This window comes from Pigmentiphaga humi (assembly GCF_900606115.1).
Classification (GTDB): Bacteria; Pseudomonadota; Gammaproteobacteria; order Burkholderiales; family Burkholderiaceae_B; genus Pigmentiphaga; species Pigmentiphaga humi.
This window is the reverse complement of the sequence record NZ_UWPJ01000027.1, coordinates 25,973-48,785: the sequence shown is the minus strand read 5'-3', so window position 1 is coordinate 48,785 and position 22,813 is coordinate 25,973. Positions and strand designations below refer to the sequence as shown.

Here is a 22,813-nt window from a genome sequence, read left to right as displayed (position 1 = left end):
ACATCTTAAGGACCATCGCCCAATACGCCTACGGAGCCCGTCCATGGCCAAGCTGCTGGAAATCGAAGAGCCGGTGCGCGGCGCGCTTGCGCCGCCGCAGTGGCGCGCTTTCCTGGAACTGGGTTTCCGGCCCCTGTATCTTGCGGGCACTCTGTGGGCCGCCGTTTCGCTCGCGCTCTGGGTGTTCGCGCCCCAGGCGCTCACGGGCCCGCTCGGCGGCGTGGCCTGGCACGCCCACGAGATGCTGTGGGGCTTCATCGCCACCATCGCGGTCGGTTTCCTGCTCACCGCCGGCGCCAACTGGACCGGCATCAACCCGCTGCATGGCAAGCGCCTGGGCGCGCTGGCGCTCCTGTGGGTACTGGCGCGCGCCGGCTACCTGATTCCCGCCGGCGCGGGATTCTGGCTCGGCGCCGCCAGCGAGACCCTGTTCTTCGGCTGGGCGGCCGCGGCCCTGGGGCGGGCCATCTACTCGGCGCGCAGCCGGCGCAATTACGGCATACCGCTGCTCGTGCTGGGACTGGGCGCAGCGAACGCGCTCTATCTCCTCTCCGCCCGGCAAGGCGACTACGCCGTGCTGCTGATGCGTTTCGACATCGGCCTGCTGTGCATGGCCGTCATCGCGCTGCTGGTGGCGCGGCGGGTGATCCCGTTCTTCGCGACACGCGCCGTCGCGGGCCTGGAGATTCCCATGCACACCCGCAGCGGCCAGTGGCAGCTCGGCGCCGGCCTGCTCGCGATCGCCTTCCTGCTGGCAGGCTGGCTGCCGGCGGCGGGCATCGCCCTGGCGGCCACCGGCGCGCTGACCTGCTGGCAAGTACTGGCGTGGCGTCCCTGGGCGGTACGGCGCGTGCCGCTGCTGTGGATCCTGTACGCCGGCTACGCCGCCCTGGGCGCGGGCCTGCTGGTGGCCGCCGCGCACGCGGCAGGCTGGGTGCTGCGCCTGGCCTGGCCGGCGCACGTCATCGGCGTGGGAGGTTTTTCCGTACTGATCATCGGCATGGTCACGCGCACGGCGCTGGGCCACCTCGGACGTCCGCTGCGCACCGACCGCAGCATGGTGGCGGCCTATGCGCTCGTCATCCTGGCGGCGGCGCTGCGCCTGCTGGCGCTATTGCCCACGGCCTTCGCCATCGGCGCCCTGCACGCTTCGACGGCGGCATGGATACTCGCGTTCGGGCTCTATCTCTGGCGTTTTTTCCCGATGCTGATCCGGCCGCGCATCGACCAGGCCGCCGCGCGTGTCCCCGTGCCACGCAAGACGGCATCGAATTTCCACCCGCTTTCCTGAAGGAGCACTGATGAAAGTCCTGCATACCCTCCCGCCATTGCTGCTGGCAGCCGTGTTCGCAAGCCCTGCCATGGCCGCCACCTGCGACGTGGACGTGGAGGCCAACGACGCCATGAAATTCAACAAGACCAGCATCGCCGTGCCGGAGAGCTGCAAACAGTTCACGGTCAAGCTCAAGCACACGGGCAAAATGCCCAAGGCCTCGATGGGCCACAACTGGGTGCTGAGCAAGGCCGCGGACCTGCAAGGCATTGCCGCCGAAGGCATTCCGGCCGGCCTGGCCAAGGACTACCTCAAACCGAACGATGCGCGCGTCATCGCCCACACCAAAATGCTGGGCGGCGGCGAAAGCGACTCGGTCACGTTCGACACCTCCAAGCTCAAGGCTGGCGAGAACTACGCCTTCTTCTGCTCCTTCCCCGGGCATTCGGGCATCATGAAGGGCACGCTGGCCATCGCCAAATAGCAGAAGCACGGGGACACACGATGACCCACGTCGTCACGGAAGCCTGCATCCGATGCAAGTACACCGACTGCGTCGTCGTCTGTCCCGTCGATGCGTTCCGGGAAGGCCCCAACATGCTGGCCATCGATCCCGACGACTGCATCGACTGCGCGCTGTGCGTGCCGGAATGTCCGGTTGACGCGATCTTCCTCGACGACCTGACCCCGCCCGACCAGCGCGATTTCCTCGCCCTCAACGCACGGCTGGCCAAGCGCTGGCGCGTGATCTCGCGCGGCAAGGGCTCGCTGCCGGATGCCGACGCATGGGCCCTGGTCCGCGACAAGCGGCACCTGCTGGACGAAGGCAACGGGCCGGCAAGCTGAGCCGCCTCTTCCCTGCCCGGCGACCGCCTGCGAGCGGAAAGATCATGGACTGGCGAAAGCGCGCGGGGCGGAATCAACCGAAGCAATAACGGCCCTCGCTGTCGCGCACGACGGGACGGCGTGGCGCAGTATCTTCCAGCCACCGGACGACCTCGCGGCCGTCGCGCGTTCCGATGGCCGCCATGAGCTCCGCGAAGAACTTGGGCCCGCTCTCCAATGCGGCATCCAGGGAAACATGGCGGGGAGAGCCGAAGCTTGGGGGATGCGGGACTTCGTGTTCGATCGGGCGCCTGGCCCCGGGCGCCAGCAACGGCAGCGTCAAATCGAATCCGGCCTTGTCGGTAATCCGCGAGCCGTCCAGGGAAGGGTCCAATGGAACGGTCCGCAGGCCGCTTTGGACCACCAGGTCCCTGCCCGGCTGGAAACGCGTCGCCAGCGCCCATTCCATCTGGGCGTCGGAATAGATATCGATGTCCGGATCGACGACGAACACGTTCTTGACGTTGCCCAGGCAGCCGAAAGCAGCCGCGATGGCATTGCGCGCCTCGCCCGGGACGCGTTGCTGCAATGCGATCCGCACGTTGAAGGATCCGCCCGCGGCGGCAGGCGCGTAGACCGCCCGCACATCGCGCACGGCGGCCTCCAGCGCCTTCCATACGAGGATCTCCGTCCGCAGCGAGCACAGCTGCGCCGTATCCGTGCAGTGCATGCTCGGCCCCCCGATGGACGAGGTCTGGAAAATCGCGTCCCGGCGATGGGTGATGGCAGTCAGATGGAATAGCGGATTGCGCTTTACCGCTCCGTAGTAGCCCAGGAACTCGCCGAAAGGGCCTTCGGGCTCCACATGCCCGCGTTCGTCGAAATAGCCTTCGAGAATCATCTGGGCGTCGGCGGGCACCAGGAGGTCGTTCGTCACGCACTTGACCACGCCCAGCGGTTGGGCTCGCAACGCCGCGACGAGCGCCAGTTCGTCGCCGGGAAAACGCAGCGTGGCGGCGAGCTGGTCGACGGGATGGCTGCCGATGGCGAACGCAACCGGCGTGCGCTCGCCTCGTTCGGCACGCGCGAGATAGATGGCGCGCAGGTCGGACGGCGCGACCAGGTCTACGCCTGCCACGCGGCGGCCGCGCAGCATGAGACGGCGCATGCCTACGTTCGTATGCCCCGCGGAGGGATCGTGGACGAAGTCGACCGAGGCCGATATATAGGGCGCGCCGTCGAACTCATGCTGGAGATGTACCGGCAAGGCGGTCAGGTCGCATTCGTCGCCGGTCAGCACGACTTCCTGGACCGGCGCATGCGCGCGAGGGACTTCCACCAGTTCGCCCGGCTTGCGCAAGCGCGAAAGGATCTCGGGCAGCACCCGATCCGCCGTGGTCCCGAAAGCGGCCGCCAGGCGGGCTCGGCTGCCCGCGACATTGCCGCATAAAGAGAAACTGCTTCCTTCGAGGCCTTCGAACCATACCGCGCGCGGATTGCCGTCCAGGCGGGCCGCGACATCGGCAAGCGCGACCGGAGCGGCCTCCCGTTCCAGTTCATCGCCGGGCAAGGACGCGAGGAAGGCGCGCAGGCCGAATCGTTGCAGGTCGGGACCGCTGTGCGAGCGAGAAGGGTGCCGGTCCATGTTTTTCCTCCTTGTCTTCATGGAAAGTTTGTAATGATTGTTTATATAAGATATCTTTATATTAATCTCGACAACAGAGAAACGCCACGACCATCCATAGATGGCGGCGCAACCGCGGCGCTCATCGACAGCGCCCGCTTCGACCACAGGAGGAGACGGAATGAAGATACGCCTTGGAGAAAAAGCAGTGGCCTGGCTGGCCCTAGCCGCCGCGGTGCTGGCGCCGGCGGCGGCGCCCGCCCAGGACCAGGCCGGCCGCTATCCCGACCGCATGATCAAGATCATCGTGCCCTATACGCCCGGCGGCCTGGTTGACACGTTTACCCGCACCCTGGCCGAAGACATGGCCGGCCGGCTGGGGCAGCCCGTCGTGGTCGAGAACCGCCCCGGCGCCAACCAGGCCATCGGAGCCCAGGCCGCCGCCCGGGCGGCGCCCGACGGCTATACGCTGTTCGTCAGTTCGCAGACCGGGATGATCCTGAACCCGCTGACGACCAAGGGGCTTCTGGTCGATCCGGCGAAGGACCTCATGCCTATCGCCACCATGTTCTCCACGCCCTTCTATCTGGTGGTCAACAGCTCCCTTCCGGTCAAGACGGTGCAGGATCTGGTGGCGCTGGCCAAGTCCAAGCCCGGCAAACTGACCTACGGCTCCCTGGGGCGCGGCGGCACCCACCACCTGGCGGGCGAAATGCTCACGCGCCGAACCGGCACGAATATCCTGCACGTCCCCTACAAGGGCAGCGCTCCGGCCATGAACGACTTGCTGGGCGGCCAGATCGACATGATGTTCGAAGGCGGGACTTCCACCCTGCCCTATGTGCAGGCCGGCCGGCTGCGGGCGCTGGCGTCCACCGGCGAAAAGCGGTCCGAGGCCATGCCCGACCTGCCGGCCTTGAACGAAATCATCCCGGGGTTCTCGATGACGGTCTGGATAGGCCTGGTCGCGCCGATCGGCGTGCCGCAGCCGATTGCGGACAAGCTGAACGCTTCCGTGCAAGCCATGCTGAAACTGCCCTCCACGCACGAGAAATTCGCTCCCGTGGGCATAGAAATGATGCCGGGCTCGCAAGCCGATTTCGCCAGGCTGATCCAATCCGACATTCCGGAGTGGACCAGGATCGTGAAAGACGCGGGGATCGAGCCGCAATAGGCCAGCCGCCTTCGCTCGCTCGATTCCGGCCCTCGTCGGATGGTTGGTCCTCTGCTGATGGATGCGGTAAAGTCGTCACGCTGTCGCACCAGCGTAATCGTCGCTGGCACTGGCGGCCTTCCATCATTTGGCCGCAGTAGGACCGACCGCTTCGAATGGAGAGCTCGATGAACGGAAGAACGCACCCCCGCGCATCCGCCTGCGCCGCCCTGCTGGCCTGCGCGAGCATGCTGGCAGCCTCGACCGCGCAAGCCTGCACGCGCTTCGTCTATTTCGGCGCCGACGACCAGGTCGTCACGGCGCGCTCGATGGACTGGAAGGTGGATGTCGGCACCAATCTCTGGGTGTTCCCGCGTGGCATGAAGCGGTCCGGCGAAGCCGGGCCGAACTCGGTCCAGTGGACCTCGAAATACGGCAGCGTCATCGCCTCGGGCTATGACATCTCGACCACGGACGGCATGAACGAAGCGGGACTGGTTGCCAATGTCCTGTGGCTGGTCGAATCGTCCTATCCGGCGTACGACGGCAAGACGCCCGGCCTGACGCTGGCGGCCTGGGCGCAATATGCGCTCGACAATTTCGCCACCGTGCAGGAAGCGGTCGATACGCTGGCGAAAGAACCTTACACGGTCGTCACCGACAACGTCCCCGGCGAAGCGCGTCTTGCAACCCTGCACCTCTCGCTCTCGGACGCCGGCGGCGACAGCGCCATCATCGAGTACCTCGACGGCAGGCAGGTCATCCACCACGGCCGCAGCTACCAGGTCATGACCAACTCGCCGACCTTCGACCAGCAGCTTGCGATGGAGGAGTACTGGAAGCAGATCGGCGGCACCGTCATGCTGCCCGGCACCAACCGCTCGGCCGACCGTTTCGCCCGCGCGGCTTTCTATGTAAGCGCGATTCCCAAGACGAGCGATCCGGTCGAGACGATCGCCAGCGTCTTCAGCGTCATCCGCAACGTGTCGGTTCCGCTGGGCATCACCACGCCGGACCAGCCCAACATTTCCTCGACCCGCTGGCGCACCGTTGCCGACCATAAGCACAAGCGCTACTTCTTCGAGTCGGCGTTGACGCCGAACGTCTTCTGGGTCGACCTGACGAAGCTGGACTTCTCGCGCGAGACCGGAAAGGTGATGAAACTCGACCTCGGGCCGAACCAGGCGAACATCTATTCGGGCATGGCCAACGGCGGATTCAAGCAGGCAGCGCCTTTCAAATTCCTCGGGGTCTGAACCGGGCTTTCCATCCTTCCCGGGCCAGCGCACGCCCTGACGGCAGCCGGCCCGCCGCCGGCCCGGGAAGGGACGCCGGCGCTACTGTTTGACGAAACCCTGGCGCTTGGCGAGCTCGCTCCACTGCTGGATTTCGCGCCTGACCAGGGCGTCGAGCTCGTCGCCGGGCTTGGCGATGACGCGCACGCCGAGATTGGCCAGGCGCTCGCGCGTTGCCGTATCGAACGCGGCAATGAATGCTTGCTGCAGCTTGGCGACCACGGCGGGCGGCGTGCCGGCCGGCGCGGCGACCCCCATCCAGAACGATGTTTCGAAGCCGGGGAATCCGAGCTCCGCAACAGTGGGCGTGTCCGGCAGTTCCGCCAGCCGCTCGGTACTGGTCGCGGCGATGGCTCGCAGCTTTCCTGCCTTGATATGCTCAATGGAAGTGGTGTACCCATCGAGCTTCATGTCCACGTGGCCCGCGATCAGGTCGTTCAGGGCGGGGGCTGCGCCTTTGTAGGCGACGTGCAGCATGGGCACGCCGGCCCGGCTGGCCAGGTCCTCCACGCCGAGATGGGGGAAAGTGCCGACACCGGCCGAACTGTACGAGACACGGTGGGTCTTGGCGTAGTCGAGCAGTTCCGGCAAGGTCGAGACGGGCAGGCTGCTGTTGATGACCAGCAGGCCCGGCACATCGACCAGCATGGCCACCGGCACGAAATCTTCGAGCGTGTCGTAGGGCAGTTTGCTCTGGATGACGGGGTTGGCCGTATGCGACGGCGTCAGCATCAGCAAGGTATAGCCGTCCGCCGCGGCGCCGTGCACGGCCTGCGTTGCCACGATTCCGCTCCCGCCGGCGCGGTTCTCGACGACGACCGGCTGGCCCAGCACGGCCATCAGCCGCGGCGCCAGTATCCGGGCGGTGACGTCGGCCGAGCCTCCGGGCGTAAAAGGAATGACGAACTTGATGGGGCGCACGGGAAACTCCGCGCCCGCCGCGCTGGATACCGTCCCTACCGCGACGGCGAATCCGAACAATGCCAAAAGCGATTTCATGCAAGTCTCCTGTTCTCTTCTCTGGTTTCTGGTTGTGATCAGCTCACGCGCGCAACGCATCGACGTCCGGCAGTTCAAAGCCGGCAGCGGCGAGTTCGTCTTCCAGCAGCCGGCATTGGCCGCCATCCAGCTCGACGAGCGGCGGCCGCACCGAACGCCAGGTGCCGTCGCCCGACTTCCAGGCCATTGCCGCCTTCATGGCCGGGATCATCGAATACTTCTGGAATATCGCCCGGGTCGCGTCCAGCGATGCCTGCCGTGCCTGGGCGCCGGGCTCGCGCCAACGCCGGCAGGCATCGACGATGGCTGCGGGGTTCACATTGCCGGTGGCCGTGATGCAGCCGGCCCCTCCAGCCTCCAAGGTGCGCTGCAGGAAGGTCTCGCTGCCGGCGTAGACCAGGAAACCCTGCGGACCGAAACGCTCGATCATGGCCGCGGTATTGGCCCAGTCCCCCGAACTGTCTTTCACGCCCGCGACGGTTCCCGGGAACTCCCGAAGCAGGCGCTCGATGAGCGGCAGGCTGATCGGCACCTGCGATACCGGCGGGATGTGGTAGAGGAATATCCGCAGGCGATCGTCGGCGACCGCTTCGATGACGCGCGCGTAGTAGCGGAACAGCCCCTCGTCGCCGACGCCCTTGTAGTAGAAAGGCGGCAGCATCAGCACGCCGCCGCAGCCGTGCCTCGTCGCGTGGCGCGTCAGCTGCACGGCATCGCCGACGGCGCAGCTGCCGGTTCCGGGCATGAGGCTGGCGGGTTCGATGCCGGCGCCGATCAATGCGTCGAGCAGATCCAGCCGCTCGGACACGGTCAGGGAGTTGGCCTCGGAGTTCGTGCCGAACACGGCCAGGCCGACGCCGCACCGGCGCAGCCATCGGCACAAGCTGACGAACTGGGGCACGGCAGGCTCGGCGTCCCGGGTGAAGGGCGTCATGACGGGAGAATAGACGCCGGGAAGAATGGGTGTAGTCATGGCGAATCCAGGATGGCGGCGCGGCCGGCCGCGCCGGGGCAGCTCAGTCTGCGGTGATGTTGGCGGACCGGGTCACCTCGGTCCATCGGGTGATCTCGGTTCCGATGAAGGCCTTGAACGCCTCGGGCGTGCTGGTGCGGATATCCGAGCCCTGATCGGCGAAGCGTTTCGCGGTGTCCGGGTCCGCCAATGCCCCATGCACGGTGGCATTCAGTTTCCGGACGATGTCAGGAGGCGTATTCGCCGGCGCCAGCACGCCGTACCACTGGGGCACCTCGAACCCTTTCAGCCCGGATTCGATCACGGTAGGCACGTCGGGGAACAGCGCGGACCGGCTCGTGCCGGTCACCGCCAGCGCCTTGAGCCGGCCGTCGCGGATGTACTGCGAAGCGCTCACCAGCGTTCCGAACATCAGTTGCGTGCGATTCGCGACGGTATCGCTCAGGGCCGGCCCCGACCCGCGATAATGGATGGGGACGATGCTCGTGCCGGTAAGTTGGCCGAACATGATGCCGGCCACGTGCGGCATGCTGCCTTTGCCCGACGAGGCGAAGTTGAGCTGTCCGGGATTCGCCTTCGCCAGCGCGATCAATTCGGCAAGATTCCCGGCCTTTACGCTGGGGTGGACCAGAATCGCGGTCTGGGCATCGGCGATCAGCGAAATCGGAGCAAAATCGGCCACGGCATCGTAGGGCAGCTTGCCGAGCGCCGGATTGGTGCCGTGCGTGCCGATATAGCCCAGCAGCAGGGTGTAGCCGTCCGGCGCGGCCTTGGCGACGTGGCTGGAGCCGATGGTGCCCCCCGCGCCCCCGCGATTCTCGACCACCACCGTCTCGCCCAGCATCCTGGTCATGGTTTGCGCCAGGACCCTGGCCATGAAGTCCGCGCCGCCCCCCGGCGCCGTCGGCACGATCAGCGTAATGGGGCGGGACGGATAGCCGGCCGCGGACGCGGCATGCGCCGCCGGGCCCGACAGCACGGCGCAGACCGCCGTCAGCCAGGCCGGCAAGCGAGCCCATTTCTTCGTTTTCATACTGTCTCCTCGATTGATCGACGATGCCGGCGGCAGGCCGCCGCAGCCATCCATTGCCGCGCCCAAAGGCTCAGCGCCCGCGCCATCTCGGCGCCCGCTTTTCGACGAACGCCCGAACCCCCTCCTGCCGGTCTTCGCTGACATACGGGTTGGGTCCGACGTCCATGCGCAAGGCGGCGGCGACCGGCATGTCCCATCCCTTCACCGCCACGTGCTTGTAGCGGCGCAGCGTCAAGGGCGCATTCGTCGCCACCTTGCGGGCCAGCGCCCGTGCCGCCTCGTCCAATGCCTCCGCCGGCACGACCTCGTTGACGAGCCCCCAGTGACGGGCCTCTTCCGCCGTCATCGGGTCGCCCGTGTACAGCATCCGCATCGCCACCGCGCGCGGCAACATGCGCGGCAGCAGCACCGAGGCGAAGTTCGCCCCCATGCCGCGCCTGGCCTCGGGCAATTGCAGCGTGGCGTGACTGGCGGCGATGCGCAGGTCGCATGCGATGGCCAGCTCGCATCCCCCGCCATACGCGCCGCCGTTCAGCACCGCAATGGTGGGCTTGTAGGTCTCCAGCACGGTTTCGTGGAGATTGCGGTCCGGGCCGGTCATCGGCACGGGAAAACGATTCGCGTCCCGCGCCGCCTGGTCGAACTCTTTCAGGTCGCCTCCGGCGCAGAACGCTTTGTCGCCCGCCCCCGTGAGCACGACCGCCCAGATGTCCGGATCCACCGACGCATTGCTGAACAGGTCGATCAGCGTGCGCCGCACCGAACGATTGATGGCGTTGCGCTGGTCCGGGCGGTTGATCGTGACGTATGCCACATGCTCCTCTACCCGGTAGAGCACCTCTTGGGACTGCGACTCTGAAGAAAGCGATGCATTCATGAATATCTCCTGGAGATCACCGGTCTGCCGTCTCGTCATCGAAAACCACCAAGGCGTCGAGCGGCCACGCCCCACCCGAGCCGGGCGCGAGCTTGACGGGGTTCAGGTCGATTTCCTGCAATCCGTCCCCCAGCTCGCCGGCGGCCGCGCACACCCGCAAGACGAGATCGACGAATGCGTCCCGATCGCAGGCCGGCGCGCCGCGAAAGCCGGCCAGCAGTGCCGCCAGCGGACCATCGTCGATCGCCTGCTCGACGGCCGGGCGGCTGGTGGGCAAGACCAGATGGCGCATCGCCTCGGCGCCGAACAGCTCCGCCATCACGCCGCCCGGGCCGAGCACGGCCACCGGGCCGAATTCCGGATCGCGCGTGATGCCCAGCAGCACCTCGACGCCCTCCCGCACCTGCCGGCACACGAGGAACCCGTCCGTGGCATCGAGCGACTGCCGGCGCAGGCTCGCCTGCATGCCGTGCCAGGCGTCGCGCAGCGCGTCGGCCGATGCGAGGCCCACCGCCACCAGGCCCATTTCGCTCTTGTGCCAGATGCCCTGGCCCGAGGCCTTGAGCACCACGGGATAGCCCATGGCCTGCGCGGCGTTCACCGCCGCTTCCACCGTGTCGACCAGCGCTTCCTCGGCGAAATCGATGCCATGGCGCCGCAGCAGTTCCTTGCTCCGGTGCTCCGACAGCGGTCCGCCCGGTTGGACCGGACTCGGGACGGGCGCCGTGCACGCCGCGGGAGCCGGGACGTGGACCGGCCTGGGCGCAAGGGCCGCCGCCACGGCGATGGCCTCCAGGGTCGAGCCGCAGACAGGAATCCCTGCGTTCTGCAGGATCGACCGCTCGTCATCGAACAAGGCCGCGGGAGACAAATAGAGAATCGGCAGCGCGGGCTTGGCGGCGGCGGCCGCCGCGACGGCGCCCGCGAGTTGTTCGCGCTTGGCGGGTGTGGCCATCGGCGTGCCGAACACGAGCAGCACCGCCGTCTGGGGATCCCGCGCCAGCGCCATGATGTTGGCGGCATAGTGATGCCGGCCCCCCAGCCCCAGGTCGAAGGGATTGAGTATGGTCGCGGCGTCGAACAGCAGATGGCGCGCTACCTCCTCGACGGTCGAGGCATCCAGGCTCGGCACCGGGATGGGGGGCCGGTGCGCCGACAACTGATCGGCCAGGATGATCGCGCCCCCGCCGGAAGTGCTGCAGGCGACCACCCCGCCCTGGTCCACCCGCTTGCCTTGCGACAGTAGCGCGCTCGCATAGGCCATGGACTCCAGCGTAGGAACGCTGCGGATTCCTTCCGCGGCGAACACGGCGTCATAGACATGCTTGGTCCCCGCCAGATTGGACGAGTGGGCCAGCGTGGCCGCGCTGCCGAGCGCCGAGTTCCCCAGTTTCAGCACGAGGACGGACTTGCCGTTGTCGCGTGCTAGGCGGATCGCGCGGCGGAACTCGCCGCCGTCGCCGACGTGGTCGAGGATCAGGGCAATGACCGAGGTCTCCGGATCGTCCGCCAGATAGCGGATGAAATCCGACATGCCCAGGTCGATCTCGCTTCCCGCCGAAATGTAGCGGCTGAGCCCCGCGCCGCATTGCTCGATCAGCGTGACGAATGGCGCGACCAGCGCGCCGCTGTGGGAGGCCAGGCCGATGCGGCCGCGCCGGATCGGCCGGGTGTGGATCTCGTTGTAGCCCAGCGAAAGTCCGGTGGGCGTGCTGTAGATGCCGTTGCACACCGGGCCGATGAGGCGCACGCCGCTTTCGCGGCTCGCGCGCAGCAGCTCCGCGCTGAGCCGGCGCCCTTCTTCCGTGCCCAGCTCCGCGAATCCGGCTACCGCGATGATGGCGGCCTTCGCGCCCCTGGCGCCCAGGTTGCGCACCGCTTGCGGGCAGGCCGCGGCGGGCACCGTGACCACGGCGATATCCATTCCCTGCGGCAGCTCCGTCACCGAACGCACGGTTTCGACGCCGGCGATGGCGTCGCCCCGGGCATTGACCGCGACGATGCGGCCGCCATACCCGACCGCGCCGACGTTGCGGACCGGCTGGCCCGACATTTTCTCGTAAGAAGTGCTGGCGCCGACGAACGCGATCGAGGCCGGCTCCATCAGCGCCCGGATGGCCGCCTCGGCCGTGTCCCGGTCCCTGGGCTCAATGAACTGGGGCAAGTCCAATGTCTCCGATGTCATCAGGAAAGCTCCCCGTCAGCCCTGGCCGGCTGCGGCGGGAGGTTCGAAGCCGTACAGCTCGCAGGGGTTGGCCACGAGGATGCGATGGCGCGTCTCGGGATCCGGCACCCATTCGGCCAGCAGATCGACCAGATCGCCATCGTTGGGCATGACCCGGCCGGTCATGTTGACGTGGGGCCAGTCCGTGCCCCATACCAGCCGCTCCGGCGCATGCCGCACCAGCGCCTGCGCCATCGGGGTCACGCAGGCGTACGGCGGATCGCCCTGGAAGCAGCGCATGGGCCCGGACAGCTTGACCCATACGCGGCCGCTGTCCAGCATGCGCAGCAAAGTCTGGAACGACGGATGATCGACCCCCTCCTCGGCGGGCACGCTGGCAAAGTGATCCAGCACGATCACGTTGGGCAGGTCCATCAACTGATCCGCATACTCGACCAGGTCGCCCCGATAGGGATAGAACTGCACATGCCATCCCTGGTCGGCAATCTTCGACGCGGTCTGTTTCGACAGCTCGGGAATGCTGCCTCCATGCTTGGGGCTGTGGAAGCGGGCACCTCGCACGCCCAGCCGGTCCAGATTGCGGATCTCGGCGGCCGAGGCGGTTTCGGGCAGCAGCGCAACGCCGCGGAAGCGCTCGGGAAAGCGCTCCAGCACGGCGCTCAGATGCCTGAAGTCGGGTCCGTAGCCGCCGCCGCTGACGACCACCGCGCGCGTCAGCCCCAGGACTTCCTGCATGGCGATGTAGGTTTCCGGCAATGCATCCTCGGAGACATACCGGCTGTCCGGATGGAACGCGTACTGGCTGGAGGGGCCGAACAGATGAATGTGCGAGTCGACGGCCCCGGCGGGAAGACGCAGGTTCGGCTTGCGCGGATTCGGATCGGGCGGCGGTACTTGCTTGGGCATTGGAGAAATCCTCGTGGAAAAAGCGGCGCTCATTGCGCGGATAACAGGGAACGGCGCATCGCCGACAATGCGCCTCCCTTCATGACGGCGCCCGGCAGCTCGTGTCCGACGATGTCCTGGGCCAGACGCGCGGCCTCGATCAGGCATTGCAGGTCGATGCCGGTTTCGATTCCCATCTCGTCGCACATGAAAACGAGATCTTCCGTGCACACGTTGCCGGCGGCGCCCTTGTGCCCGGCGAATGGACATCCGCCCAGGCCGCCCACCGCGGCGTCGAATCGGCGCACGCCCATCGACATGCCGGCGTAGGCATTCGCAATGCCCATGCCGCGGGTATCGTGCAGATGCAGGACCAGATCCAGGTCAGGATGCTTGTCGCGCACCGCGCCCACGATCTCGCGTATGGACCGCGGCGTCGCCCAGGCCATCGTGTCCGCCAGGGTCAGCATGCGAATCCGCTCGCCGCGTTCCGCCGCGATGTCCAGCAGGTCGGCAATCGTCTGCAGCAAAACCGGCAAGGGCACGTCGCCCGCGTAATTGCAGCCGAAGGCGGCCTGGATGACGCCCTGGTCCACCGCGATGCCGTGGGCCAGGAACGTGCCGGCCATGCGGCGCTGCGCGGCCCGGGCACTCTCGGGGGTCGCATTCTGGTTGCGGGCGAGAAACGGCGCCGACGCGCAAAGCCCGATCCGTCCGGCCACGGTCAGGGACGGCGCGCGCAGCGCCCGTTCCAGCCCCTGTTCGTTCAGCCACAAGCCGGTGTAGCGCACACCGTCGCGGGGACGAAGCGCCGCCACGACTTCGTCGGCATCCGCCATATTGGGAACCCGCTTGGGGTTCACGAACGACACGACCTGTATCTGCGCCAGCCCGGTCTGCGCGAGCGCCTCGATCAGTTCCAGCTTGCGGGCAGTGGCGATGAACTGCCGCTCGAACTGAAAGCCCTCCCTGGGGCCTTCCTCATGGATGACGATCGATGTTGGGAGCATGGGCGTACGTGCAGGAATCAATGACTGCCTGCATGCTAGGCAATCGATTCCCGCCAGAAAAGCGATATATTTTCGTGATAAACATGCATAAAATGCATGTATCGAGGAGACGTGAATGCTGACGGTCAAACAGATCGAGGCCGCTTACTGGATAGCCACGCTGGGAAGTTTCGAGGCCGCCGCGCGCAAGCTGCACACTTCTCAGACCGCCATCTCCAAGCGCATCCAGGAACTGGAAACCGGATTCGGCGTCCCGATATTCGACCGTTCACGGCGCACGGCGCGGCTGACCGCCAAAGGAGAGGAAGTCGTCCGCCTGGGGCGCGATCTCCTGGATGCGCGGAATCGCATCGTGGACTGCCTGAATGGCCAGGAGCGCGAAGCCAGGCGGCTGCACTTCGGCATTACCGAACTGACGGCCCAGACCTGGCTGCCGGCATTCGTGCAGGCCATGCGCGCCCGCTACCCGAATGTGACGCTTGCGCCCACCGTCGACACCAGCGTCAATCTGCTGGGACGGCTATCCGATAGCAGCATCGAGTTGATCGTCACGCCGGATTTCCCGCAGGATGCGGCCATTGCCAAAGTGCCTTTGCAGCAGGTCATGAACGCGTGGATGTGCCACCCCGACCTGCTCGACACCAGCCGCCTCGTGCCGCTTGCCGAAATCGCGCGCTACCCACTGCTGACCCTGGGCCCGATGTCCTTCACCAGCAGCGCGGTCATCCGCTGGTTCGAGGCGCACAACGTGGCTCCCGGGGACTGCATGTCCAGCAACAGCAACGTCGCGCTTTGCGGCCTGGCGGTTTCAGGGCTCGGACTCGCCTACCTGCCCTTGCACTACTTCCACGACCTGGTGGACACCGGCCTGCTGGCGGTCGTGCGCTCGACCCCGCGCCTGCCCAAGATACGCTACGTCGCGGCGTACAGGAACGACGGCCCGACCCGCTTCTATGACGCCGTGGCCCAGCTTGCCCGGCGCTGCTGCGACTTCTCCGCGCGCAGCACGTCGGCGCAGATGCGCCGGCCGCGGGGAGGGTGAGCGCTGGGCAATAAAAAAACGCGATCCCTAGGGGAATCGCGTTTTTTTGGGCAACGCTGGGCGTTGCCGGAAATATCCCTGGCGGCAGGGTGTATTCCGAAAATAGACCGGAAATCCTCTCAGAAGCTAGGCAAGGTCAACTTTTTTGTTGATCAGGTAATCTTTTTGTTTACCGTTTTCCCAAATCAGAAGAGCGGGGTAGCCCCGAAAGGAGCTACCCAGCGGCATTTCACCCATCAACCGATCACAGAGAGAGGTTTCATATGCGCTACGCCGCTCGAATCGAACCGGATGACAATGTTTTCATGGTGTCGTTCCGCGACATCCCCGAAGCCCTGACCGCTGCGGATACGCGCGAGGAAGCGGAGATCGCGGCAGCCGATGCATTGCGCACGGCCATGGACTTTTACTTCGAGGACCGGCGGGCCGTACCCCTGCCGTCCGAGGCCAAGGCCGGCGAGGTCCTGGTCGAGTTGCCCGCCAGCCTATGGGCGAAGGTCTTGCTGCTCAACGAAATGGTCCGCCAGGACGTAGCGCCTGTAGAGCTGGCGCGCCGGCTGGGAACTCGCAAGCAGGAAGTCACCCGCATCATGGATCTTGGTCACGCCACCAAGATCGATACCATCGCTGCCGCGCTGGCCAGCCTCGGGCGGGAGCTTAGTTTGTCGGTACGCTGAAGGCGCGCGGACGGCTAGCACGCGGTTCCATCGCAGTCGATCTTGTTCGATCAGTGATGATCGGCTGCTCGTTTGCCGCATCGCTCATCTCTTATCATCGATGCTCGCTCTCAACCTACAAGTCGGGATCCACGCCGATGCCCGCAGAGTCAGCGAGCTGCGCTCGCCCCTCCATAATTTTATCAAGCGGTCCGCAGAACTGAGTGCGCAGTGGATTCTCGTTGGCATCGATTTCCAACCAGCCTTCACCGCCGACCGCCGCGAGCAGATGTGCGGAGTGCAGCAAACCGATTCCGCCGCCAAGATAGTGCGGGCAATATCGAAGGCCATGCGCTTTTATTTCTTGAATTACCGGAAGAACTCCCGATATGCCACCCCACTTCGCTACGTCCGGTTGCACGACTTTCACGGCAGCAGACTCGAACAGCGCTCGAAAAGCCAATTCGCCGGCAACGTTTTCCCCTGCGGCCAGCGGAGCGGGGGCGGCTACCGCAAGCTCTCGCCACTCCTTCCATGGCCGATCCGCCCTCAACGGCTCCTCAATCCATTCCAGTTCGAATTCAGCTAGCTCGCGCACCCGTTTCTGAGCCGTCTCCAGGTCCCAGGCCTGGTTTGCATCGACCATGATTGAGGCGCCAGAGCCTGCGATATCGACAATTTTGCGCAAGTTCTCAAGGTCACGTCCAGGCTCAAAACCGACCTTGAGTTTGAAGGCGCGATATCCCTCTTCGGATCGGCGTGCGACCACTTCTTCGGGCATGTCCGGATTCAGACCACTGGCGTATACGCCGATCGTTCCGCTTGCGCCGCCGAGAACGCGCCATAACGGCTCTCCGGCGCGCCGAGCGCACAAGTCCCAGACTGCCAGGTCTACCCCCGCAATCGCTTGCGCAATCGGTCCAGGCTCTCCAGATTGAATGGCGAGTACCGCCGTCGCTGCGGTGAGGGCACGGTACAAAGCCTGTGGAGAGGCGAACTCGCGCCCAGCCAGCAGCGGCCAAAGCACTGTCTGCGTGAGATTTGCCCGATGCTCCGCGCCGCACGCGGGATAATTGCACCAGATTTCGCCCCACCCGTATGCGCCATCGGCGTCTTCCACTCGAACGAACAAGGCGGGGCGTTCATGCATCAGGCCAAAAGATGTTTGGACCGGCTTGGCAATGGGATGGCGCAGGATATGCACATCGATGCGTGCAATCCTGACAGGTGGGAAGTCGTTGATCAATTGCTCCAACCTCGTGAACAAGAAGAGCCGATGTGGGACGTCGTGCCGAGCGATCGGTCCGGCGAGACCGGACGCCGTTGCGCCTCAGGTACCTGCCGGCTTTATGCCAAGCCGCTGCATTGCTGACAACCACGCCTCGCCGTCGCGGCGCTGCCGTGCCTGTAGCGCCGCGCCATCGCTGCCGACAGCGTCAATGGCGTTCTCGGCGAGCTTGCTTCTCACAGAGGACAGCTTGAGCGCTTCGGAGGCACGCTCCTGCATCGCAGACACAATATGAGACGGCGTGTCGTGGGGGGCATACAAAGCGAACCACTGCGTGATATCGACGCCGCTGATACCCAGCTCCCGCAGCGTCGGCACATCGGGAAGGCTGGCGGAGCGTTCATTCGAGGTGACGGCAAGCATCCTGACCCGTCCCGTCCGACCGTGGGCAGCGACAGCTCCCGCACCGAGACATGCCACCGGAATTTGGCCCGACAGCAGATCGGCGATAGCCTGGCCACCTCCCTTGTAAGGAATGGAGGTCATCTGGATGCCCGCCGACTCGCAAAACATCTCGGCGGCAATGTGGTGCGTGGAGCCTACGCCCGACACACCATATGAAAGCTTTCCTGGAGCAGCCTTTGCACGTTCGATGAGATCGGCCACGGACTTGATGCCGGTGCCGGGGTATGCCACTAACACCACCGGCTGCGCAATCAACAATGACACCGGAACAAAATTTCGTTCCATCGTGAATTGGGGCTTGTCTTGAATCAGCGGAATGTAGGTTGCCGAGTCCCCGGCAACCACGAACGTGTACCCATCGGGCTCGGCGCGAGCGACCGAAGTCATCGCAATCGTCCCACCCGCTCCCGCCCGGTTCTCAACGACGAAGGACTGTTTGGTTGCCGCTCCCACCCGCTCGAACACGATGCGCGCAGTGATGTCCGCCGTGCCTCCCGGAGGGTTGGGCACGACAATGCGCACTGGGCGTTCCGGCCACGAGGCCGCTTTTGAAAGCCTGGGGAACGTTACGAGCGCCCCCGCACTTTGCAGCAAGCTGTACTGGATGACTTCTCGACGTGTTGGCATTTTTTGTCTCCTCCGTGCACGGTCTTCTCTAGGTCATACCCACGATGGGCAAAGGCGCCGCCTCTGCGGAACGGGAAGGCGCCTTGGCCAGCAGCCCCTCCAACTCCTGGCGCAATGCGAGAGCCTCGGGTTTGTCGAATAGGTTGTCCATCTCGTCAGGATCGGCCGCCAGGTCGTACATCTCTCCGGCACCTGAGTTCGCTTCGACGGTAAGCTTTGCCGTTCGGGTACGGACGGTATGGAGACGAAGCGCCACGCCGCAACGGGAAGGCTCGACATGCCATTCGCAGTACGCGGCCTCGCGCGGCGCGTCTTCTCCGCGGCAGAGTCCGGCCAGACTGCTTCCATGCAGGTTGGCGCCGGGCTGCGCACCGCTCCACTCCATAAAGGTGGGAGCCAGATCGAGGGTGGACACCGGCTCGTTGACCGTCGCGCCAGCCTCGACACCCGGGCCGCGGACCAGCAACGGTACTCGCAGCAAATCTTCGTACGGCGTAGGGCCCTTCAAGTACAGCCCGTGATTGCCGAGCATGTCTCCGTGATCGCTTGCGTACACCACATAGGTCTCGTCCGCCAACTGCAGATGCGACAGCGCCTCCAATATGCGACCCACGGAGTGATCGACAAGTGAAATCATTCCGTAATAATTGGCCGTCATTTCCGCAAGCTGTCCATCGCTCTGTACAGGCATGCGAGACCCCTTCTCCCGAAATCTGCGCAATACAGGATCGTCCAATTCAGGCTTGCCTTCGAGCGAGGCTCGATGCCACCACGGACGGCGATCCAGGTCCATGACTCGGTTGGCCGGAAGCGATATCTCGGCGGGACGGTGCAACCTGCTCCACGGCAGCGGGCAATCGAACGGATGGTGAGGGTCCGGGAATGACGTCCATATGCAAAACGGCTTCCGGCGATCACGCCTGCTGAGCCACTCGATGGTCCGGTCGGCAATCCAGGTGGACGAATGCCAGGCGACGGGAAGCGCCGAGGCCCATGTCTGCGCGGCGCCCTGCCCTGCCTCGACCTCCTCTGCCCAGACCCTCAACGCTTCCTCATCGTGGCCGCGCTCGAGAAACCAGCGCTCCCAATGGCCGACGAGCGGGCGTTTGGGGGGACGATCCTTGTGAAAATGACCGACTACGGAGAGGTTTACGTGTTGGAAACCCATGTAGGGACCTTCCCAACCTCGCTCGTAAAGCGCGCCGTTGTATTGATCCTCGGGGGTCCCCGTCGCGGCAAACGTGGCTTTCGTCGAAAAGTGCGCCTTTCCGAAGAATGCCGTTTCATAGCCACGGCTGCCAAGTTGACCGGCGAAGCCGCGCGCGCCGGTGTCGGGCGGCAGGTCGATGCCGTTGTCGCGTACGCCGTGGGTGAGCGGCAGCAGCCCGGTCAATATGGAGGCGCGCGCCGGCTGGCACACGTAGCTTGGCGTAATGCAGGTACCGAAATGGGTGCCGTCGGCGCTCAACCGGTCGAGATGCGGAGTGTGAACCTCCGGCTTCAGAAACCCCATCGCGTCAGCGCGGTGTTGATCGGAGGTGATGAAAATGATGTTGGGTGCCATCAGGATTGCGCCTTGAAATGCCTTGGACGCAATCTAGCCCACTTGGCAGCAAGCCAAAAGATGGCAATTAGGCTTCACGTGAACTGATTTTCAGCTCACCTCGCCAGTGGCGGCAGCGGGCCCTGACAAGACCAGCTCCAGCAACATCCGCACCGACTGCAATCTCTGCGACTCGATCCGGCAGATAACTGCCAGCGGTGACGCATCAATGGCAAGATCGGTTCGGATGGGCTTGAGTTTCACGCTTAGCGGCCGCCCCAGCATGGAATCTGGACAGATGGTCAGCAAGTCGGTCGCTGCGGCAATCGACACACAGTACTGAACTCCATCCACGACCAACGCAGGTTGTGGGGGTGAGATACCTGCCGCCATACATGCGCTACGAAACACTTGCGAGGTCTGGCTATCGCGGTGAGGCAACACCCAGTCGTATTGCAGCAAGGACGCTGCAGGAAGCGAACGCCGCGCCTTGAAGATCTCGTGCCCAGGCCTCGCCACCACGCTCCAGCGGTCTGGCTGGAGAGGCCATACCCGACATTGTTCATGAATTGCCGCCGTCATGTTCGCGGGAGGAAAGCGAGCAATGGCACAGTCGAGGTCGCCGCTGGATATACCTCGCAAAAGCTCGGGCGCCGGCGCCACATGTACATGCAACTGCAAGTCCGGAGCCTCGCGGCGCATTGCTGCCAGCCATGCAGTGCCGTGCAACATCATCGCGTGATGGACGATCCCGATGCGCAGCGTGGGCAAGGCACCTCGCGCGGCTTCGGCCAGACCGACACGCAGCACCTCCATCGCCACGCCAGATCGCGCGGCCAATGTCATGGCACTTTTCGTTGGTATCACACCCGTTCGGGACCGAATAAAGAGCGTGTCGCCCAGCGCGTGCTCCAGTTCGCGCAATAGCGCGCCAGCCGCAGTCTGCGCCAGGCCCAGACTGCGCGCTGCTCCGCGGAGCGACCCATGTTCGATCAGTCGCTCGAGCAGCAGAAAATGCCGGACCTTTAACTTGGCTGCATGCGCCGGCAATACGCCAGTCGCCTTGTGCATCACCCTTCGGGTGTTGGCGGCTGGTTCCCGTCCGGTCATGAGAGGCTCCGTTTATTTCTCCTCTCGTATTGTAAAGAACCGAGATACGAGGACAGGCGCGAGCCTCGGCCGAACGGTGATCAGACCGCCGCTTGCCCGCCAACCGGATTGACCGTAGACGCTGGGCAATAAAAAAACCGCGATCCCCTAGGGAAATCGCGGTTTTCTGGGCAACGTTCGGCGTTGCCGGGAGTGTCCTTGGCGGACAGGGTGGGATTCGAACCCACGATACGTTTTCACATATACACGCGTTCCAGGCGTGCGCCTTCAACCGCTCGGCCACCTGTCCTTATCGCCTTGCTCGGGCCCGAACAAAAGGCACCGGATGCGATGAGCCCGCCATATTACCAGAATTCCTGGAGCCGGGCTATGCGCCTGCCGCCGCTGCGCCCATGCCCCACCAGGGCACGAAGGACAGCGCCAGAGCGAGCAAGGCGGCGAGGATGAAAAACGTGAGCCAGCGGCGGGTCTTGGGAGTCATGGGCAAAGCCTAGGATGAATACTCGTCCGACTGTAGCCATTTTCGTGCCCGGCCCGTCCTGAGCGTTCAGCCGGCCGCCAGCGGCGCCTGGGAAATGAACTTGGTCGTCAGGTAGCCCTGCAATCCCTCGACGCCGCCCTCTCTTCCGTAGCCGCTGTCTCCCACCCCGCCCCAGGGGGTCTCCGGTCCGTTCAGCGCAAAGGTGTTGACCCCGACCAGGCCGGCCCGCAAGCGGTTCGACACCCGGACGATTCTGTCGCCATCGGCCGTCAGCAGATAGGCCGCCAGTCCGTAGTTGAGCATGTTGGCCCGGCGCACCGCTTCGTCTTCGGTATCGAAGGGGATGATGGAGGCGATGGGGCCGAACGGCTCTTCGCTCAGCAGGCGCGCGTGCTCGGGCAGGTCGCTGACGACGGTCGGGCGCCAGAACAGCCCGGGCCCCTCGCCAGGGCCGCCGCAATGCACCGACGCGCCTCGGGCCCGGGCATCATCCAGCAATTCATGCATCGCCGCGAGGCGCCGGGGATTGGCCAGCGGCCCCATGGTCGTGCCTTCGTCCAGTCCGTTCCCGACACGCTGGGAGTCGGCCAGATCGATCATGCAGGCCAGGAACTTGCGGTACACCGGCCGCTGCACGAATATCCGGCTGGGCGAGACGCACACCTGGCCGGCGTTGCGGAACTTGGCCGCGGCGGTCAGGTTCGCGGCCTGCTGGACATCGGCATCGTCGAAAACCAGCACCGGCGCATGGCCGCCCAGTTCCATCGTGCTGGGCTTGCCGTGGGCGGCGGCCTGGGCCGCGAGCAGCTTGCCCACCGAGGTCGAGCCGGTGAAGGTCACCTTCTTGACGATGGGCGACTGTATCAGGTGGCGCGATACCTGGTCCGGCACTCCGAACACCAGGTTGAACACGCCGGGGGGCAGCCCCGCATCATGCAAGGCCCGCGTCAACGCAATCGCGGTGCCCGGCGTCTCTTCGGCCGCCTTGAGGATGCAGGCGCACCCGGCGGCCAATGGCCCGGCCATCTTGCGCGCCGGCGAGGTGCCGGGAAAATTCCAGGGCGAGAACGCGGCGACCACGCCGACCGGCTCGAGCTGGGCGGTCCACCGCCACCCTGGCTGCCGCGCCGGGATGACCCGGCCGTAGGCGCGCCGGCACTCCTCGGCCATCCAGTCGATCAGATCCGCGGCGAACACCGCTTCGATGCGCGATTCCTTGAGCGGCTTGCCCTGCTCGCGCGTCATCGTGCGCGCGATATCTTCCGCACGCTCGCGGATCAGCCCTGCCGCGCGGCGCAGAATCCTGCCGCGTTCGAAGGCCGGCGTTGCTGCCCATGACTCGAAGGCGCGCTCGGCGGCGGCCAGCGCCCGGTCCAGGTCTTCGGCGCGGGCCAGCGGAAGATGCGCGAGAACGCCGCCCGTCGCGGGATCGACGACCGGCTGCGTGTCGCGCCCCTCCCGGCCTATCCATTCGCCGTCTATGTACATGCAGAGTTCGGGATAGTCCAACACATTCTCCTGGAGCATGG

The 22,813-nt window shown here is 65.4% G+C and carries 20 protein-coding genes and 1 tRNA gene; 7 read left to right on the top strand and 14 right to left on the bottom strand.

What is annotated here, in order from left to right; all coding sequences use genetic code 11:
• Positions 1-43: 43 nt before the first annotated feature.
• The 3 genes from PIGHUM_RS17870 to fdxA are packed head-to-tail and all read left to right on the top strand — an operon-like array spanning position 44 to position 2,119.
• A complete protein-coding gene (locus PIGHUM_RS17870; RefSeq protein WP_124081062.1) occupies positions 44-1,291 on the top strand; it encodes an NnrS family protein in 1,248 nt (415 codons plus the stop codon).
• A 10-nt stretch (positions 1,292-1,301) separates the two neighbouring features.
• Positions 1,302-1,757 carry an azurin gene (azu, locus tag PIGHUM_RS17865; RefSeq protein ID WP_124081060.1) on the top strand — a complete coding sequence of 152 codons (456 nt, stop codon included), beginning with the start codon at positions 1,302-1,304 and terminating at the stop codon, positions 1,755-1,757.
• Positions 1,758-1,777: 20 nt separating this feature from the next.
• The gene (gene fdxA / locus PIGHUM_RS17860) at positions 1,778-2,119 is read left to right on the top strand and encodes a ferredoxin FdxA (protein ID WP_124081058.1); all 342 of its coding nucleotides are present in this window, start codon (positions 1,778-1,780) and stop codon (positions 2,117-2,119) included.
• A gap of 73 nt (positions 2,120-2,192) precedes the next feature.
• Here the strand turns inward: fdxA and PIGHUM_RS17855 are convergent, their stop codons facing one another.
• Positions 2,193-3,743 carry a UbiD family decarboxylase gene (locus tag PIGHUM_RS17855; RefSeq protein WP_124081056.1) on the bottom strand — a complete coding sequence of 517 codons (1,551 nt, stop codon included), beginning with the start codon at positions 3,741-3,743 and terminating at the stop codon, positions 2,193-2,195.
• A gap of 160 nt (positions 3,744-3,903) precedes the next feature.
• On the opposite strand from PIGHUM_RS17855, the gene PIGHUM_RS17850 reads away from it, so the two are divergent.
• Both PIGHUM_RS17850 and PIGHUM_RS17845 read left to right on the top strand, forming a co-directional pair.
• The gene (locus PIGHUM_RS17850; RefSeq protein ID WP_160142338.1) at positions 3,904-4,896 is read left to right on the top strand and encodes a Bug family tripartite tricarboxylate transporter substrate binding protein; all 993 of its coding nucleotides are present in this window, start codon (positions 3,904-3,906) and stop codon (positions 4,894-4,896) included.
• A 167-nt stretch (positions 4,897-5,063) separates the two neighbouring features.
• Positions 5,064-6,131: a linear amide C-N hydrolase gene (locus PIGHUM_RS17845; RefSeq protein ID WP_124081053.1), complete on the top strand. Its 1,068-nt coding sequence runs from the start codon at positions 5,064-5,066 to the stop codon at positions 6,129-6,131.
• A gap of 81 nt (positions 6,132-6,212) precedes the next feature.
• Here the strand turns inward: PIGHUM_RS17845 and PIGHUM_RS17840 are convergent, their stop codons facing one another.
• The 7 genes from PIGHUM_RS17840 to PIGHUM_RS17810 form a co-directional block, all read right to left on the bottom strand.
• A complete protein-coding gene (locus PIGHUM_RS17840; RefSeq protein ID WP_160142337.1) occupies positions 6,213-7,169 on the bottom strand; it encodes a Bug family tripartite tricarboxylate transporter substrate binding protein in 957 nt (318 codons plus the stop codon).
• A 43-nt stretch (positions 7,170-7,212) separates the two neighbouring features.
• Complete coding sequence (locus tag PIGHUM_RS17835) at positions 7,213-8,142, bottom strand: dihydrodipicolinate synthase family protein (protein ID WP_124081049.1); 930 nt, start codon at positions 8,140-8,142, stop codon at positions 7,213-7,215.
• A gap of 43 nt (positions 8,143-8,185) precedes the next feature.
• Positions 8,186-9,175 (bottom strand): tripartite tricarboxylate transporter substrate binding protein, encoded by a 990-nt coding sequence (locus tag PIGHUM_RS17830; RefSeq protein WP_160142336.1) that lies wholly within the window; start codon positions 9,173-9,175, stop codon positions 8,186-8,188.
• Between the two features lie 70 nt (positions 9,176-9,245).
• Positions 9,246-10,052: an enoyl-CoA hydratase/isomerase family protein gene (locus tag PIGHUM_RS17825; protein ID WP_124081046.1), complete on the bottom strand. Its 807-nt coding sequence runs from the start codon at positions 10,050-10,052 to the stop codon at positions 9,246-9,248.
• A 16-nt stretch (positions 10,053-10,068) separates the two neighbouring features.
• Complete coding sequence (locus PIGHUM_RS17820) at positions 10,069-12,216, bottom strand: acetate--CoA ligase family protein (protein WP_160142335.1); 2,148 nt, start codon at positions 12,214-12,216, stop codon at positions 10,069-10,071.
• A 36-nt stretch (positions 12,217-12,252) separates the two neighbouring features.
• Entirely contained in the window at positions 12,253-13,143 is an 891-nt protein-coding gene (locus PIGHUM_RS17815; RefSeq protein WP_124081042.1) for an amidohydrolase family protein, read from the bottom strand.
• Between the two features lie 29 nt (positions 13,144-13,172).
• Positions 13,173-14,132, bottom strand: coding sequence for a hydroxymethylglutaryl-CoA lyase (locus PIGHUM_RS17810; protein WP_124081040.1), 960 nt, complete (start codon positions 14,130-14,132; stop codon positions 13,173-13,175).
• 115 nt (positions 14,133-14,247) lie between these two features.
• Here PIGHUM_RS17810 and PIGHUM_RS17805 point away from each other — a divergent pair, with 115 nt between their 5' ends.
• Positions 14,248-15,174 carry a LysR family transcriptional regulator gene (locus tag PIGHUM_RS17805; RefSeq protein ID WP_124081038.1) on the top strand — a complete coding sequence of 309 codons (927 nt, stop codon included), beginning with the start codon at positions 14,248-14,250 and terminating at the stop codon, positions 15,172-15,174.
• 263 nt (positions 15,175-15,437) lie between these two features.
• On the top strand, positions 15,438-15,851 hold the full coding sequence (locus tag PIGHUM_RS17800; RefSeq protein ID WP_124081036.1) for a type II toxin-antitoxin system HicB family antitoxin: 414 nt from the start codon (positions 15,438-15,440) through the stop codon (positions 15,849-15,851).
• A gap of 115 nt (positions 15,852-15,966) precedes the next feature.
• On the opposite strand, the gene PIGHUM_RS17795 is transcribed toward PIGHUM_RS17800, so the two are convergent.
• The 6 genes from PIGHUM_RS17795 to PIGHUM_RS17770 form a co-directional block, all read right to left on the bottom strand.
• Positions 15,967-17,076 carry a mandelate racemase/muconate lactonizing enzyme family protein gene (locus tag PIGHUM_RS17795; protein WP_246013299.1) on the bottom strand — a complete coding sequence of 370 codons (1,110 nt, stop codon included), beginning with the start codon at positions 17,074-17,076 and terminating at the stop codon, positions 15,967-15,969.
• Positions 17,077-17,160: 84 nt separating this feature from the next.
• Positions 17,161-18,150 carry a Bug family tripartite tricarboxylate transporter substrate binding protein gene (locus PIGHUM_RS17790; RefSeq protein WP_124081034.1) on the bottom strand — a complete coding sequence of 330 codons (990 nt, stop codon included), beginning with the start codon at positions 18,148-18,150 and terminating at the stop codon, positions 17,161-17,163.
• A 28-nt stretch (positions 18,151-18,178) separates the two neighbouring features.
• Positions 18,179-19,714: a sulfatase-like hydrolase/transferase gene (locus tag PIGHUM_RS17785; protein WP_246013297.1), complete on the bottom strand. Its 1,536-nt coding sequence runs from the start codon at positions 19,712-19,714 to the stop codon at positions 18,179-18,181.
• Between the two features lie 90 nt (positions 19,715-19,804).
• On the bottom strand, positions 19,805-20,803 hold the full coding sequence (locus PIGHUM_RS17780) for a LysR family transcriptional regulator (protein ID WP_124081029.1): 999 nt from the start codon (positions 20,801-20,803) through the stop codon (positions 19,805-19,807).
• A gap of 199 nt (positions 20,804-21,002) precedes the next feature.
• Positions 21,003-21,092: transfer RNA gene (locus PIGHUM_RS17775), tRNA-Ser, on the bottom strand.
• Positions 21,093-21,350: 258 nt separating this feature from the next.
• Entirely contained in the window at positions 21,351-22,811 is a 1,461-nt protein-coding gene (locus PIGHUM_RS17770; protein WP_124081027.1) for an NAD-dependent succinate-semialdehyde dehydrogenase, read from the bottom strand.
• Positions 22,812-22,813: the final 2 nt, after the last annotated feature.